13 protein-coding genes are annotated in these 14,149 nt (G+C 69.2%); 9 read left to right on the top strand and 4 right to left on the bottom strand.

Going from position 1 to position 14,149, the window contains the following annotated elements:
* Positions 1 to 62: 62 nt before the first annotated feature.
* Positions 63 to 1,103, top strand: a complete 1,041-nt coding sequence (locus tag AC6CH0_RS15575; protein ID WP_498103282.1) for a 4-hydroxy-3-methylbut-2-enyl diphosphate reductase — start codon at positions 63 to 65, stop codon at positions 1,101 to 1,103.
* An 87-nt stretch (positions 1,104 to 1,190) separates the two neighbouring features.
* On the opposite strand, the gene AC6CH0_RS15580 is transcribed toward AC6CH0_RS15575, so the two are convergent.
* Positions 1,191 to 1,874 carry a DUF6264 family protein gene (locus AC6CH0_RS15580; RefSeq protein ID WP_498102487.1) on the bottom strand — a complete coding sequence of 228 codons (684 nt, stop codon included), beginning with the start codon at positions 1,872 to 1,874 and terminating at the stop codon, positions 1,191 to 1,193.
* Positions 1,875 to 1,881: 7 nt separating this feature from the next.
* Positions 1,882 to 2,910: a class II fructose-bisphosphate aldolase gene (gene fbaA / locus AC6CH0_RS15585; protein WP_498102489.1), complete on the bottom strand. Its 1,029-nt coding sequence runs from the start codon at positions 2,908 to 2,910 to the stop codon at positions 1,882 to 1,884.
* Between the two features lie 104 nt (positions 2,911 to 3,014).
* On the opposite strand from fbaA, the gene AC6CH0_RS15590 reads away from it, so the two are divergent.
* From AC6CH0_RS15590 to AC6CH0_RS15605, 4 genes are all read left to right on the top strand, one after another.
* Positions 3,015 to 3,986, top strand: coding sequence for a fructose-bisphosphatase class II (locus AC6CH0_RS15590; protein WP_498102491.1), 972 nt, complete (start codon positions 3,015 to 3,017; stop codon positions 3,984 to 3,986).
* A gap of 141 nt (positions 3,987 to 4,127) precedes the next feature.
* Positions 4,128 to 5,129, top strand: a complete 1,002-nt coding sequence (glpX, locus tag AC6CH0_RS15595; RefSeq protein WP_498102493.1) for a class II fructose-bisphosphatase — start codon at positions 4,128 to 4,130, stop codon at positions 5,127 to 5,129.
* A 77-nt stretch (positions 5,130 to 5,206) separates the two neighbouring features.
* Positions 5,207 to 6,586: an MFS transporter gene (locus tag AC6CH0_RS15600; protein ID WP_498102495.1), complete on the top strand. Its 1,380-nt coding sequence runs from the start codon at positions 5,207 to 5,209 to the stop codon at positions 6,584 to 6,586.
* 98 nt (positions 6,587 to 6,684) lie between these two features.
* Complete coding sequence (locus tag AC6CH0_RS15605; RefSeq protein ID WP_498102497.1) at positions 6,685 to 7,080, top strand: VOC family protein; 396 nt, start codon at positions 6,685 to 6,687, stop codon at positions 7,078 to 7,080.
* Positions 7,081 to 7,093: 13 nt separating this feature from the next.
* On the opposite strand, the gene AC6CH0_RS15610 is transcribed toward AC6CH0_RS15605, so the two are convergent.
* The gene (locus AC6CH0_RS15610; RefSeq protein ID WP_498102499.1) at positions 7,094 to 8,518 is read right to left on the bottom strand and encodes a DNA recombination protein RmuC; all 1,425 of its coding nucleotides are present in this window, start codon (positions 8,516 to 8,518) and stop codon (positions 7,094 to 7,096) included.
* 55 nt (positions 8,519 to 8,573) lie between these two features.
* Positions 8,574 to 9,191 carry an exonuclease domain-containing protein gene (locus AC6CH0_RS15615; protein ID WP_498102501.1) on the bottom strand — a complete coding sequence of 206 codons (618 nt, stop codon included), beginning with the start codon at positions 9,189 to 9,191 and terminating at the stop codon, positions 8,574 to 8,576.
* Between the two features lie 142 nt (positions 9,192 to 9,333).
* Here AC6CH0_RS15615 and AC6CH0_RS15620 point away from each other — a divergent pair, with 142 nt between their 5' ends.
* The 4 genes from AC6CH0_RS15620 to AC6CH0_RS15635 all read left to right on the top strand — a co-directional run bounded on the left by AC6CH0_RS15620 (position 9,334) and on the right by AC6CH0_RS15635 (position 14,125).
* Positions 9,334 to 10,131: a class I SAM-dependent methyltransferase gene (locus AC6CH0_RS15620; RefSeq protein WP_498102503.1), complete on the top strand. Its 798-nt coding sequence runs from the start codon at positions 9,334 to 9,336 to the stop codon at positions 10,129 to 10,131.
* A gap of 60 nt (positions 10,132 to 10,191) precedes the next feature.
* Positions 10,192 to 11,265, top strand: a complete 1,074-nt coding sequence (gene ychF, locus AC6CH0_RS15625; protein WP_498102505.1) for a redox-regulated ATPase YchF — start codon at positions 10,192 to 10,194, stop codon at positions 11,263 to 11,265.
* Positions 11,266 to 11,602: 337 nt separating this feature from the next.
* Entirely contained in the window at positions 11,603 to 13,051 is a 1,449-nt protein-coding gene (locus AC6CH0_RS15630) for a cell wall-binding repeat-containing protein (protein WP_498102507.1), read from the top strand.
* 477 nt (positions 13,052 to 13,528) lie between these two features.
* On the top strand, positions 13,529 to 14,125 hold the full coding sequence (locus AC6CH0_RS15635) for a GNAT family N-acetyltransferase (protein WP_498102509.1): 597 nt from the start codon (positions 13,529 to 13,531) through the stop codon (positions 14,123 to 14,125).
* The last annotated feature ends 24 nt before the right edge of the window (positions 14,126 to 14,149 follow it).

Below are 14,149 nucleotides of genomic sequence, written 5' to 3' on the forward strand. Positions count from 1 at the left end.
TTCCGCCGCGTAGGATGGGCACCGTGACGAGCACTACGGACACCCCGCGAATCGGCCTCGGTATGCCCAGAGTCCCGGGCGTGCGCGGCCGGCTCAAGGATAACCCGGTCCCCGGACGCAAACGCGTGCTGCTCGCGGCGCCCCGCGGCTACTGCGCCGGCGTCGATCGTGCGGTGATCGCCGTCGAGAAGGCGCTCGAGCACTACGGCGCACCGGTCTACGTGCGCAAGCAGATCGTGCACAACATCCACGTCGTCACCGAGCTCGAGGCGCAGGGCGCCATCTTCGTCGAAGAGGTCGACGAAGTGCCGTCGGGCGCTCACATCGTGTTCAGCGCCCACGGCGTCTCGCCGGCCGTCGTGAACGCCGCAGCCGATCGCGGCCTGCACGCGATCGACGCGACCTGCCCGCTCGTCACGAAGGTGCACCGTGAGGCAGTGCGATTCGCCCGCGACGACTTCGAGATCCTGCTGATCGGCCACGAAGGGCACGAAGAGGTCGAGGGCACGGCGGGCGAGGCGCCCGATCACGTCACCATCGTGAACAGTCCCGACGACGTCGACAACATCGAGGTGCAAGACCCCGACAAGGTCGTGTGGCTCTCGCAGACCACCCTGTCGGTCGACGAGACCATGGAGACCGTGCGGCGGCTGCGCGAGCGGTTCCCCAACCTGCAGGACCCGCCCTCCGACGACATCTGCTATGCCACGCAGAACCGGCAGGTCGCGATCAAGAAGGTCGCCCAAGACGCCGAACTCGTCATCGTGGTGGGCTCCGCGAACAGCTCGAACAGCGTGCGGCTCGTCGAAGTGGCTCTCGAGTACGGCGCGAAGGCGGCCTACCGGGTCGACTACGCGAGCGAGGTCAAGCAGGAGTGGCTCGACGGCGTCGAGACGGTCGGCGTGACGAGCGGGGCATCCGTGCCCGAAGAGCTCGTGAAAGAGCTGCTCGATGCGCTCGCCGACGCCGGGTACGGCGAGGTCGCCGAGGTCAAGACGGCTGAAGAGGACCTGATGTTCTCACTGCCGAAAGAGCTGCGCAAAGACCTGGCCGGCAAGACCGACGCCCGGGCGATCGGCGGACGGGTCAGCACCCAGCGTTGACCGCTTGGCGCTGACCGCGCCGTGCAGCGTGGCGCTGACCGCGCCGTGCAGCGTGGCGCTGACCGTGCCGTGCATGGGCCGGTGTGATCAGCTGCCGACGGTTCCGACGTACTCCATGAACGTCGGGTCGGTGAAGAAGACGATGCTCATGAGCACCATCGTCGCGATGAAGGCGACCGCCCCGCCGGCGATGGGGATCCAGAACGCCATGCGGTGACGGCGCAGGTGCCAGATCGAGAGGCCGAGCGTCAGCGCGTAGATGCCGAGCTGCACGAGCGTGCCGACGAGGACGATGGTCGGCAGCGACGGACCGGGCGTGAACTCGCCGATGCCCTGCTGCGTGTACACGAGCTGGATCTGCTGGGGGAGCTGCTGCAGGCCCGAGGCGGTGCTCCATGCACCGAAGACGCCGATCACGAGCAGGGCGATCGTGATCATGCGATCGACCGAACGCACCGGTCGCACCAGTGGCATCACGGGCGCCGCGTGCGGGTCGTACGACCGGTTCGCGGTGCTGCCCGTGCTCGCTGCCCGCTTCGCCGTCTTGGCACCGGCGGGCGCCGCCTTGGGCGCAGTCGCCGGCTCTGCGGCGGGACGCTCGTCGACCGGGGGAGTCCAGGTCCACCCTTCGGGTGCGTACTCGCCGTATTGCGGACGAGGCCGCTCATCTCGCGACGGCGACGCGGCGAGGGGCGGGTTCACCGCTCCGTCGTGCGCCGCGCCGGCGTTGCCCGACTCGTCGGGCGTGTGAGCGGCCTCGTGCTGCGACATCCGGTGCTTACGCGGTGATCGACTGGGCGGCGGAGCCGAGCTGGCGGGTCGACTCGCCGACTCGCGCGGCCATGGCCGTCTCGGCGACCTTGCCCCAGGCGCGCGGGTCGTACTGCTTCTTGTTGCCGACACCGCCGTCGACCTTCAGCACGCCGGCGTAGTTCGTGAGCATGTAGTCGGCGATCGCACGCGTGTAGGCGTACTGCGTGTCGGTGTCGATGTTCATCTTCACGACGCCGTTGGCGACGGCCTCGGCGATCTCGGCGTCGGTCGAGCCCGAGCCGCCGTGGAAGACGAGGTCGAGCGGCTTCGCGCCGGTGCCGTACTTCGAAGCGAGCCCGTCTTGGATGTCCTTCAAGAGCTCGGGGCGCAGCTTCACGTTGCCGGGCGCGTAGACGCCGTGCACGTTGCCGAACGTGAGGGCGGCCATGTAGCGGCCCTGCTCGCCGAGACCGAGGGCCTCGACGGTCGCGATCGCATCGTCGAGCGTCGTGTAGAGGCTGTCGTTGATGTCGTGGCTGACACCGTCTTCCTCGCCGCCGACGACGCCGATCTCGACCTCGAGAATGGCGTTGATCGCCTTCATGCGGGGGAGGATCTCTTTCGCGATCTCGAGGTTCTCGCCGAGCGGCACGGCCGAGCCGTCCCACATGTGCGACTGGAAGATCGGGTTGCGGCCGGCCTTCACCTCGGCTTCGGACGCCTCGATGAGGGGGAACACGAAGTCGGCGAGCGCCGGCTTCGGGCAGTGGTCGGTGTGCAGCGCGACGGTGATGGGGTAGTTCTTCGCGACCTCGTGGGCGAAGCGCGCGAACGCGAGTGCGCCGGTCGCACGGGCCTTCACCGTGTGGCCCGCGAAGTAGTCTGCGCCGCCCGTCGTGACCTGGATGATGCCGTCGGAGCCTGCCTCGCTGAGACCCTGCAGCACCGCGTTGAGCGTCTGCGAGGAGGAGACGTTGAAGGCCGGGAACGCGAAGCCCTTGGCCTTCGCGGTGTCCAGCATCTCGGCGTACTGCTCAGGTGTAGCGATGGGCATGGTGCTCCTTCGGACGTTGGTGGGGTTGGCGTCGAGTCTACCGACTTCCCGAGGGGTGCTCAGGTGTCGGATGCCGCGGCGCCCGCGTGCGGCAGGATGGACGGATGCCGACCGATCCGCTCCGCCTCGCCGACCGTGGGCTCGTCGACGGCTTCCGCCGGGCGGTGGCGCTCGCCGCGCTCGCCGCCGCTCCCCTCGTCGGTTCGGGTGACGGCCACGGCATCGATGCGCTCGCGGTACAGGCCCTCCGTGAGGCGCTCGGCGAGCTCGAGGTCGACGGCGTCGTGGTGGTCGGCGAGGGCGAGAAAGACGAGGCGCCCATGCTGTTCGTCGGGGAGCGGTTCGGGCGAGGTGAGCGACGCGACGATGCTCTGCTGATCGACCTCGCGGTCGACCCGGTCGACGGCACCCGCCTCGCAGCGGCCGGAGAACCGGGCGCGATGGCCGTGCTCGCTGTCGCCCCTCGCGGCTCGCTCGCCGCCTTCGGCGCGGCCCACTACCTCGAGAAGCACGTCACGTGGCTTCCGGATGCCCCGGCCGGCACCCCGGTCGGCGAGCTCGTCGCCCGCATCGCGAGTGCACGAGGCGTTCCCGCGGGCGAGGTGCGGGTCGCGGTGCAGGAGCGGCCGAGGAACGAGCGGTTCGCGGCGGAGGCGCGAGCCGCAGGCGCATCCGTCGAGCTCTTCGTGCACGGCGACGTCGAGCGGAGCCTGCGCGCCGCGCAACCCGCTACCGGTCTCGACCTCGTGTCGGGCATCGGCGGGGCGCCCGAGGGCGTGCTGACCGCCGCGGCCGTGCGAGCTCTCGGCGGCTCGATGTGGGCACGGCTCGCACCGCAGTCCGACGCCGAGCTCGCTCGCCTGCAGCACGCCGGACTCGACGCCGCCCGCGTCTGGCCGCTCGACGAACTCTGCGCCGCTCCGGCATGGGTGTTCCTCAGCGCCGTGACCGAGTGTGCACCCGGCCGCGAGGCGCTCGCCGGGGTGCGCAGCGCGCCCGGGGGCGGCGTCGTCGCCGCGACCTGGCACGCCGGGCCGGGCGTCGCGCCCGTCGTCGCCGACCTGCGCTTCGCCTGAACGACGCGTTAAGAATGCACATTCTTTCATCGCGCTGACGCTCAACTCCGGCGCTTTTCGACTCCTCGCTGCCTAGGCTGGAAGCGATCGTTCCACGCCGGCCGCGACGGCCGACCGCACTAGCGTCCGGGAGGACCCTCGATGGTGAGCACCGATACGGCAAGCCTGTTCTTGCACCCCGACCGAAACATCGCCCTCGAACTCGTACGCGCCACCGAGGCGGCGGCGATCCGCTCGTACCCGTGGATCGGCCGGGGCGACAAGCTCGGCGCCGACGGCGCGGCGGTCGACGCGATGCGCGCCTTCCTCGGCACCGTGAACTTCGATGGCGTCGTCGTGATCGGCGAGGGCGAGAAGGACGCGGCGCCGATGCTGTTCAACGGCGAGCGGGTCGGCAACGGCCGTGGCCCCGCCTGCGACATCGCCGTCGACCCGATCGACGGCACCTCGCTGACCGCAGCCGGGCGCCAGAACGCGCTCTCGGTGATCGCGGTCTCCGACCGCGGATCGATGCTCGACGCATCATCCGTCTTCTACATGGACAAGATCGTCACGGATGCCTCGGGCATCGGCGTCGTCGACATCCGCCGACCCATCGGCGAGAACCTGCGGGCGCTCGCGGCTGCGAAAGGCAAGCAGGTCGGCGAGATGCGCGTGGCCGTGCTGAACCGGCCGCGTCACGAGCAGCTCATCGCCGACATCCGTGCGGCCGGCGCCGGCACGAGGCTCATCAGCGACGGCGACGTCGCGGGCGGCATCAACGCCGCACGCTACGACTCGCGCATCGACATGTGCGTCGGCATCGGCGGCAGCCCCGAGGGCATCACGACGGCGTGCGCCATCAAGGCGCTCGGCGGGTTCATGCAGGGTCGCCTCGCACCGGGAGACGATGCCGAGCGGGCACGCGGCGAGGCGGCCGGGCTCGATTGCGACCAGGTCTACGAGCTCGACGACCTCGTGAAGGGCGACAACACCTTCTTCGTCGCGACAGGGGTCACCGACGGCGAGCTCATCGACGGTGTCTCGCGCCGGGGACCGATCATCCGCACCGAGTCGATCATCCTGCGCGGCAAGTCGGGCACGATCCGCCGGGTGCGTGCCGATCACCTCGCTGAGAAGTGGCTCGTCGACGACCTGCTGTGAGTTCCCCAGCCACCTGAGACCCGCTCGTTCGCTCCGGGCAGAGTGCGGATGTCAGTACCACGGCCCATGATGGATCGGTGAGCACCGTCGACCGCCTCCCGCGCGCGCTGAGGCCATTCGCGTCGAGCCAGTACCGCCTGCTGACGGCCGCGCTCGGTGCCTCCCTGTTGAGCGCCGGCGCCTGGATCGTGGCCGCGGTGTGGCAGGTGGTCGAACTCGGCGGCACGCCGATCGATCTCTCGTTCGTCGCAGTCGGCTCGAGCCTCGGACTCGTCGTCGCGGTGCTGTTCGGCGGGGTCGCCGCCGATCGCATCCCCCAGCGTCGCATCCTGCTGGCCGTCGAGATCGTGCGAGGGGTCGGATTCTCGGTCGCGGCGTTCCTCGCCATCACCGGTGTCATCGAGGTGTGGCAGATCGCCGTCATCTCCTTCGCGCTCGGCCTCGCCGACGGGTTCTTCTACCCCGCGTACTCGGCGTGGCTGCCGGCGATCCTGCCCGAATCGCAGCTGCTCGCCGCCAACGGCATCGAGGGCGTGCTGCGGCCGTCGGTGATGAACGCCGCCGGTCCGGCGGTCGCGAGTGCGCTCATCGCGATGCAGGGGCCGTGGCTCGCGTTCGCCGTCGTCGCCGGACTGCAGGTCGTCGCGGCGGCAGTGCTCGGCGTGATGCGCACGACTCCGGTGCGGAGGGTGATCGACGGGCCGCCGGTGCATCCGGTGCGTCAGACCTTCATCGACCTTCGCGACGGCTTCGCCTACCTGTTGCGTACCCGCTGGCTCTTCGCGACGCTCGTGTTCTCGATCCTCCTGGTGTTCATGATCATGGGCCCGATCGAGGTGCTGCTGCCGTTCGCCGTGAAAGACCAGACCGGCGGCGGGGCGGGGGCCTTCGCGCTCGCGCTCGCCGCGTTCGGCGTCGGCGGCGCGGTCGGCTCGCTCGCGGTGGCCTCGATGCGACTCCCTCGGCGGTACCTGACGTTGATGATCTTGGCGTGGGGCTTCGGCGGTCTCCCGCTCGCGATCATCGGCTACACGTCGTGGCTCTGGGTCATGGTGGTCGCGCTCTTCATCTGCGGACTGCTCTTCTCCGGAGCCAGCGTCGTGTGGGGCACGTTGCTGCAGCGTCGCGTGCCGCCGGCGATGCTCGGCCGCGTCTCGAGCCTCGACTTCTTCGTCTCACTCGCGCTCATGCCGATCTCGATGGCGGTCGCGGGCCCGGTGGGGGAGTGGATCGGCATCGCGCCGGCCTTCCTCATCGCCGGGCTCGTCTCACCGCTGCTCGCGATCGCGACGCTCGCGTTCGCCCGCCTCGGCAAGGATGAGCTCGCGAACCCCCTCGATGCGATGCTCGATGCCGGCGCGGTGACCGGGGCAGAAGTGGCTGCCGGCTTCGAACTGCCCGCTGACGACGTGCCGCCGAGCGAGGTCGACTCGGCGAACGACCCCGAGACGCGATAGCTCGAGTCGTCGATCTTCGAGCTCGACGTCGAGGAGGCATCATGCAACGCTGGGCTCCTATCCGATCTGCGAGACATGGCGACGAAAGGGGATCAACGATGGTCACGGTCCGAGACGCGTTCCCGGGACTCAGCGTCGATGACATCGATGCGGCGCGCGACTTCTACGGTACGAAACTGGGATTGCCGGTCGACGACGAGCCAGGGGCCGGCGCGTTGCGAGTGGGGCTTCCTTCTGGTCAGGGCATCTTCATCTACCCGAAGCCGAATCACGAGCCGGCGAGCTTCACGATCCTGAATCTCGTGGTGGACGACATCGACGTCGCCGTCGATGAGTTGAACGCGGCGGGTGTGGTGACGAAGATCTACACGGCGCCCGACGACTTCGGCACCGATGACCGCGGCATCGCCCGTGGGTCGGTGAGCGGGCAGGGCCCGGACATCGCGTGGTTCACCGACCCCGCGGGCAACGTGCTGAGCGTACTCGTCAGCTGACGACGACCGACCGCTAGATCGAGCGGATCTCGGGGTCGAGCTCGAGCAGGGGCTCGCCACCTGCGTCGCGCTCATCGAACGCGTCACGCTCATCGGCGCCGCCGTTGCCGGTCACCTCGGGAGCCGTCAGCCGACGGGGCTGCTCGTGCACGGCCGCCGGCGCGGTGAGGAGTTCGATCTTCGTCTCGTCGATGCCCGGGAACTGTCGCGCCGTCACCAGCACGCGGGTTTCGAGCGAGTTGGCGAACTTGTTGTAGCTGTCGACCGTGCGTTCGATCGCCTTGCGCAGACCGTCGGCGTGACCCGCCAGGGTGCCGATGCGCTGGTAGAGCGTGTTGCCGAGGTCGAAGAGCTTCTTCGCCTCGTTGGAGACGGCCTGCTGCTGCCAGGTGAACGCGACGGTCTTCAGTACGGCCCAGAGGTTGACGGGTGAGGCGAGCGCGACGCGCTTGCCGAAGGCGTAGTCGAGTAGAGCCGGGTCGGCCTCGAGGGCGGAGGAGAGCAGCGACTCGCTCGGAATGAACGCGATGACGAACTCTGGACTCGCATCGAGCCCCTCCCAGTACGTCTTCTTGGCGAGAGCGTCGATGTGGCCGCGCACCGCCTTCACATGGCGGTTCACGAGTTCTTTTCGACGTGCACCCTCTTCGCCGGTCGCGGTGACCGCGATCTGGCTGGCCTCGAGGTAGTGCTCGAGCGGAACCTTGGCGTCGAGGGGGATGGACTTGCCCCCGGGCAGGCGCACGACCATGTCGGGCCGGCCGGAGCCCGCGTCGGTCACGATGCTCTGCTGCGTGTAGAAGTCGACGTATTGCGTGAGCCCCGCGGCCTCGACCACTCGACGCAGCTGCGTCTCGCCCCAGACGCCGCGCGTGCTGTTCGAGCGCAGCGCCGAGGCGAGCGACTCGGTCGTCGCCCGGAGCTCGGCGTCGGAGAGCTGCGCCTGCTTCAACTGCTCGGCGAGCGAGCCGTACTGCTCGCTGCGCTGGCGCTCGAGCTCGGTGACCTTGGCCTGCATCGTCTGCAGGGTCTCGCGAACGGGGCTGAGCGCCTGCAGCACCGCGCTCTCGCGCTTCTCGCGCTCGGTGCGCTCGGTCTGATCGGTGCGCTGCTGCTCGATGAGGTCGCGGTACCGCGCCCGATGCTCGTCGATCTGCTTCTCGAGCGCGTCGACCGTCGAAAGGGTCGACGCGAGCTCGGCCTGGAGACTCGCCCGCACCTCGTGCTCGTGCGCCCGCAGTTCGGACAGCGCCGCGGCCTCGGCCGCGCGCACCTCGGCGAGCTGCGCCTGGTGACGTGCCTCGATCAGCGCTGGGTCTTCAGCAGAGGGCAGCTCGGCGGCGGTCTGCGCCGTGCGACGCTGCAGGAGCAGTGCGACCCCGAGCCCGCCGATGGCGCCGCCGACGAGGAGGCCGATGACGAGGGCGATGATGTCCATGTCGACAGTGTCGCAGGGGCCGCCGACATCGGCGGGCCGCTGCGTCGGCGGGCCGCTACTGCAGTGCCATCGGGCCGTGAATCGCCCGATCGTTTCGCGTGGCGACCGGACCGATGGTGCCGACCTTCACCCGTGTGATGTGCGCGAGCCGGTCGAGATCGTCGACCTCGTGGCGCGCAGCCGCGTGCACCATGATCGCGGCGCACGCCTCGGCATCGGCGAGCGCGTCGTGGTGCGAGAAGTCCTCGAAGCCCGCCGCCATCGCCGCGACCGGCAACCGGTAGGAGTCGAGGTGGTAGGTGCGCCGGGCAACCTGCAGGCTGCAGAGGTGGCGGTAGTCGGGAATCTCGAGGCCGAGCGCGGTCGACGTCTTGGCGATCACGCCCATGTCGAAGCCCGCATTGTGCGCGACGAGCATGTCGCCACCGGCGAACTCCCGGAGCGCGGGCAGGTGCACCGACCAATCCGCAGCGTCGGCCACCATCTCGGGGGTGATGCCGTGGATGCGGATGTTCCACTCCGAGAATTCGTTGTGCGGGAACGGCGGGCGGATGTACCAGTGCGCCCGGTCGACGACCCGGCCCGCCCGCACCTTCACGAGCCCGACGGAGCACGCCGAAGCGCTCGAGGAATTGGCGGTCTCGAAGTCGATCGCGGTGAAATCCACTGGCACACAGGCATCGTCGCATGTCCGGCCGACACCGACCGCCGCGAGCCCAGCGCGTCGCGAATGCCGCGGTTGACGGATGCACCGTACAGGGCGTGGAATGGCCGTGATCGTGACCGCGTACCCGCCTGAGCAGAGGATGCCGAACATGACCGAGCGATCCGAGCCGCATCCCGCCCGCGAGCGCGGCCCGGTCGCCGACCCGGCCGACCCCGCGACGCTCGAGAGTGCGCGATCCTTCGGCGCCGCGGCATCCGTCTACCACCAAGCCCGCCCGGGCTATCCCGTCGCTGCGATCGCATGGCTGATCGGCGACGCGAAGCGCGTGCTCGACCTCGGCGCAGGCACCGGAAAGCTGACCGAGGCGCTCGTCGCGCTCGACCGCGAGGTGATCGCCGTCGACCCGGTCGAGGAGATGCTCGAGGAGCTCGAGGTCGCGGTGCCCGGCGTCCCGCGGATCCTCGGCACGGCCGAGGACATCCCCATCGAAGACGACGCGGTCGACGCCGTCGTCGCCGGCCAGGCGTGGCACTGGTTCCAGCCGCGGCGCGCGATTCCCGAGATCGCCCGGGTGCTGAAGCCCGGTGGCGTGCTCGGCCTCGTCTGGAACAGCCGCGATACGCGCGTGCCGTGGCTGCAGGAGGCGGGCGAGATCATGCACGAGCGGCACGACGCGAGTGCGACATTCGAGAACTACGTGAGCGTCGGGCCGCCGTTCGGCGAGATCGCGGAGCACACGGTCGAGTGGGGTGCGCGAATGTCGCGCAGGGCGTTCCTCGACCTCGTGCGCTCACGCAGCGCCTACATCACGGCCTCGTCCGACGAGCAGCAGGCCACGATCGCCGCCCTCGAGACGTTGCTCGGGACGCATCCCGACCTCGCGGGCGCCGACGATCTGGTGGTGCCGTACCTCACCCGGTGCTTCCGCACGGTGCTGGCCGAATAGGTGCTCAGCGGATGTCCCGGCGGCGCCGTCTGTACCGCCCTGCCGGTACGATAGACCCCCGTGGCTCTCACTATCGGCATCGTCGGCCTGCCCAACGTCGGCAAGTCCACCCTGTTCAACGCGCTGACCAAGAACCAGGTGCTCGCGGCGAACTACCCCTTCGCGACGATCGAACCGAACATCGGCGTGGTGAACCTGCCCGATCCGCGGCTCGAGACGCTCGCCGGCATCTTCGGCTCCGAGCGCATCCTGCCCGCCGCCGTGTCGTTCGTCGACATCGCCGGCATCGTGCGCGGCGCGTCGGAGGGTGAGGGCCTCGGCAACAAGTTCCTCGCCAACATCCGCGAGGCCGACGCCATCGCGCAGGTCGTGCGCGGCTTCACCGATGACGACGTCGTGCACGTCGAGGGCGCTGTCGACCCCAAGGCCGACATGGAGACGATCAACACCGAGCTGATCTTCGCCGACCTCGAGACGCTCGAACGCGCGATTCCGCGCTACGAGAAGGAACTCAAGGGCAAGAAGATCGATCCCGCGGTGCCCGAAGCGGCGAAGGCCGCGCTCGACGTGCTGCAGAAGGGCACGCCGCTCTCCGCGGCATCCGTCGACCTGGAACCCATCAGAGAACTCGGCCTGCTCACCGCCAAACCGTTCATCTACGTGTTCAACGTCGACGAGGCGGTGCTGACGGATGACGCGAAGAAGGCCGAGCTCTCAGCACTCGTCGCACCGGCCGAGGCGGTCTTCCTCGACGCGAAGATCGAGTCGGAACTCATCGACCTCGACCCCGCCGATGCCGCGGAGTTGCTCGCATCGACCGGCCAGGACGAATCGGGTCTCAACCAGCTCGCCCGCATCGGCTTCGACACGCTCGGCCTGCAGACGTACCTGACGGCCGGGCCGAAGGAGTCGCGTGCGTGGACGATCCCGAAGGGTGCGAAGGCGCCACAGGCGGCGGGCGTCATCCACACGGACTTCGAGCGCGGCTTCATCAAGGCCGAGGTGATCTCCTTCGACGACCTCGTCGAGACCGGTTCGGTCGCCGAAGCACGCGCCAAGGGCAAGGCGCGCATGGAGGGCAAGGACTACGTCATGCACGACGGCGACGTGGTGGAGTTCCGCTTCAACGTGTAACCCTGCGCCGCCCCGCGCTCCACCCGTACACTGCGAAGTGCGAATGTCGGGCTGAGGATGCCCTCGGCAGGAGTCCGCCGTTCGCACGGGGGAGGGGGACGCTGTGCGTCGCAAGCAGCAGGGGTGGGCCGTCGCGATCGCTGCGGCCGTCATCATCGGGTTCGGATCCAGTCCGGCATGGGCGGGAGAAGCGGTGGGGCCGCAGGGCGATCCGCCCGCGACGACCGTCCCGCTGCCCTCGTCGGACCCACCGAGTCCCGAAGGGGCGACCGATCAGGAGACGCCGGCACCCGAGAAACCGTCACCCGGTGAAGTGACCCCGGACACGCCAACCCCCATGACCTCCACCCCGGTGGCCCCGTCTCCAACGCCGACCGATGAGCTCGAGCCGTCCACTCCAGCACCGGCCGCGCCCTACGGTGCTCCACCGGCGCTCAGCCCGTTCGCGCTGACGTCGGTCACACCGTTCGGGCCAGGCGTGCACCGGCTCGCGGGCGTCGACCGATTCTCCACGTCGGTTGCAATCTCGCAGCGGTTCGCCCCGAACGTGCCGGTGGTCTACGTGGCGACCGGAGCCGACTTCCCCGACGCGTTGAGCGCGGCGGCCCCGGCGGGGCATCTCGGCGGGCCACTGCTGTTGACGCCCAGCGGCAGTCTTCCGACCGTCGTGCGAAACGAGGTCGTGCGCCTCGCACCTGAGCGCATCGTCGTCGTCGGCGGTGATGCTGTGATCGAGGCCGGCGTCTACGACGAGCTCGCGACACTGGCGCCCGCCATCAGCCGGGTTGGGGGTGCCGATCGCTACGAGACCGGGGAGCTGTTGATCGCCGACTCGTTCACCGCGGCGACGGAGGCCTTCATCGCGACCGGGAACAACTTCCCCGACGCGCTCGCGGCATCGGCGGCGGCCGGGTCGCTCGGCGCGCCGGTCTTCCTCGTCGCCGGGGACGCCGTGCGACCGAGCACGCTCGTGGCGCTGTCCGCGTTGGGCGTGTCGACGGTTCGCATCGCCGGAGGGCCCGCCGCCGTCAGCGCGGAGATCGCCGAGCAGTTCACGTGGGCCGGGTTCACCGTGCTCCGTCACGAGGGGGCTGATCGCTACCTCACGGCCGCGGCGATCAATGCGGCAGTGTTCGGCGCGAGCGCTCCGGTGGGCGCCGCGTTCATCGCCAACGGCGACGGCTTCGCCGACGCGCTGGCGGGTGCCGCCCTCGCCGGCGTGGTCGGCGGGCCCCTCTACGTGGCGCAGCAGTGGTGCGTGCCGCAGTCGGTCTCGACCGCGATCGGCGCGCTGGCGCCGACGGCACGCGTGCTTCTCGGCGGACCGGCCGCACTCAGCGAATCCGTGGGACGGGATGCCGTCTGCGCAGCGTGGATGAAGCCGGCCACCGGACGGATCACCGACGTCTTCGGCCCGCGCGCACCCATCTGCACTCCGGGCGGTTGCACACAGTCCTTCCATCGGGGTGTCGACCTGGGCACCGGATGCAACGCGCCGATCTACACGGCGGCTGCGGGCCGGGTCGTCAGCGCCGGCTGGCTCGGGACCTACGGCAATTGGGTGAGGATCGACCATGGCGCATCCACGCACACCGGGTACGCGCACATCGCCAACGGGGGCATCCTTGTGAGCGTCGGTCAATCGGTGCTCCCCGGCCAGCAGATCGCATGGTCCGGCGCAACCGGGGCGGCGACCGGATGCCATCTCCACTTCGAGGTGCACGAGAACGGCACGCAGGTCGATCCCGTCCCGTTCATGCTGGACCGCGGCGTCCGATTCGGCTGATCCCGGGCGCCCTACCTCACGGAGGACGCTGGGTCTTCAGAGGGCCGAAGCCCCGGCCAGTGCGTCGTCAGGTGCGGTGTGGGTGCGTTCTGATCCGCGTGTCGACCTCGAGCTCGAAAAGTGGGCGTGAGGCGATCAGCATCGCGGTCCACGTTTCTGCAGGTGCAGGCGCTCGGTGCCGCACGGCGCGGTGCCGCGACCTCATGCCCGGGTCGTACTCGTCTGGTGATGTCTGAGCACGTGATCGAGATCTCCGTCATGCACGACGGCGGGGTGGTGGAGTTCCGCTTCAACGTGTAGTGCTTCAGGTCTCGAAGAGAGACCTGTGAACGACAGCGTCCCAGGTGCGATCGACAGCGCTCGGCGACATGCTTGAGCGTTCTCTCGTCGCGTGAGCCAACCTGAAGACGTCGCGCACATGTACGCGTTCTCGTGCTCGGATGCGAGCGCGCAGGCAACGGAAGACGATTCGTGCTGATGGCCAGCTCGCTGCTGCCGGCTTTCACGTTGTGCGACGATGACGTCATGATTCTGCCGACCCCGACGTTGGAGACCGAGCGACTGCGATTGCGTCCGTTCACGGAGGCCGATGCCGACGACCTCTTTGCGTTGCAGAGCAATGCCGAGATACTGCGCTATTGGGACTCTCCCCCGTGGGTAGAGAGGACGTCGGTCGTGCGCTTCATGGACGGGTGTCAGAAGATGGCGGAGGAAGGCACCGGTGCGCGCGTGGCCATCGAACGCAGGTCTGACCAAGCCTTCATCGGCTGGTGCACCTTCAACAGCTGGAATCCTGACTTTCGAAGTGCGTCCTTGGGGTACTGCCTCACCGAGGCGGCTTGGGGCCACGGCTATGCGACGGAGGCGGCACGCGCCCTGCTCGAGTGGGCGTTCGACGCACTCGACCTCAACCGGGTCCAATCCGAGACTGATACTCGCAACCTGGCATCGGCGCGTGTTCTCGAGAAGCTGGGCTTTCTCCGCGAGGGGACATTGCGCGAGGACTGCATCGTCAATGGTGTCGTGTCCGATTCCTGGGTGTACGGCTTGTTGCGGAACGACTGGGCGGGCTGAACCGCGCGAGCGGCGAGGAGATGC

It is taken from the genome of Agromyces sp. GQ35, from assembly GCF_059758475.1.

Excerpts from the sequence above, each read along its gene's own strand:
- AC6CH0_RS15575 (WP_498103282.1), top strand. The coding sequence starts at position 63 with ATGCCCAGAGTCCCGGGCGTGCGCGGCCGGCTCAAGGATAACCCGGTC.
- AC6CH0_RS15580 (WP_498102487.1), bottom strand. The coding sequence starts at position 1,874 with ATGTCGCAGCACGAGGCCGCTCACACGCCCGACGAGTCGGGCAACGCC.
- fbaA (WP_498102489.1), bottom strand. The coding sequence starts at position 2,910 with ATGCCCATCGCTACACCTGAGCAGTACGCCGAGATGCTGGACACCGCG.
- AC6CH0_RS15590 (WP_498102491.1), top strand. The coding sequence starts at position 3,015 with ATGCCGACCGATCCGCTCCGCCTCGCCGACCGTGGGCTCGTCGACGGC.
- glpX (WP_498102493.1), top strand. The coding sequence starts at position 4,128 with ATGGTGAGCACCGATACGGCAAGCCTGTTCTTGCACCCCGACCGAAAC.
- AC6CH0_RS15605 (WP_498102497.1), top strand. The coding sequence starts at position 6,685 with ATGGTCACGGTCCGAGACGCGTTCCCGGGACTCAGCGTCGATGACATC.
- AC6CH0_RS15610 (WP_498102499.1), bottom strand. The coding sequence starts at position 8,518 with ATGGACATCATCGCCCTCGTCATCGGCCTCCTCGTCGGCGGCGCCATC.
- AC6CH0_RS15620 (WP_498102503.1), top strand. The coding sequence starts at position 9,334 with ATGACCGAGCGATCCGAGCCGCATCCCGCCCGCGAGCGCGGCCCGGTC.
- AC6CH0_RS15630 (WP_498102507.1), top strand. The coding sequence starts at position 11,603 with ATGACCTCCACCCCGGTGGCCCCGTCTCCAACGCCGACCGATGAGCTC.
- AC6CH0_RS15635 (WP_498102509.1), top strand. The coding sequence starts at position 13,529 with ATGGCCAGCTCGCTGCTGCCGGCTTTCACGTTGTGCGACGATGACGTC.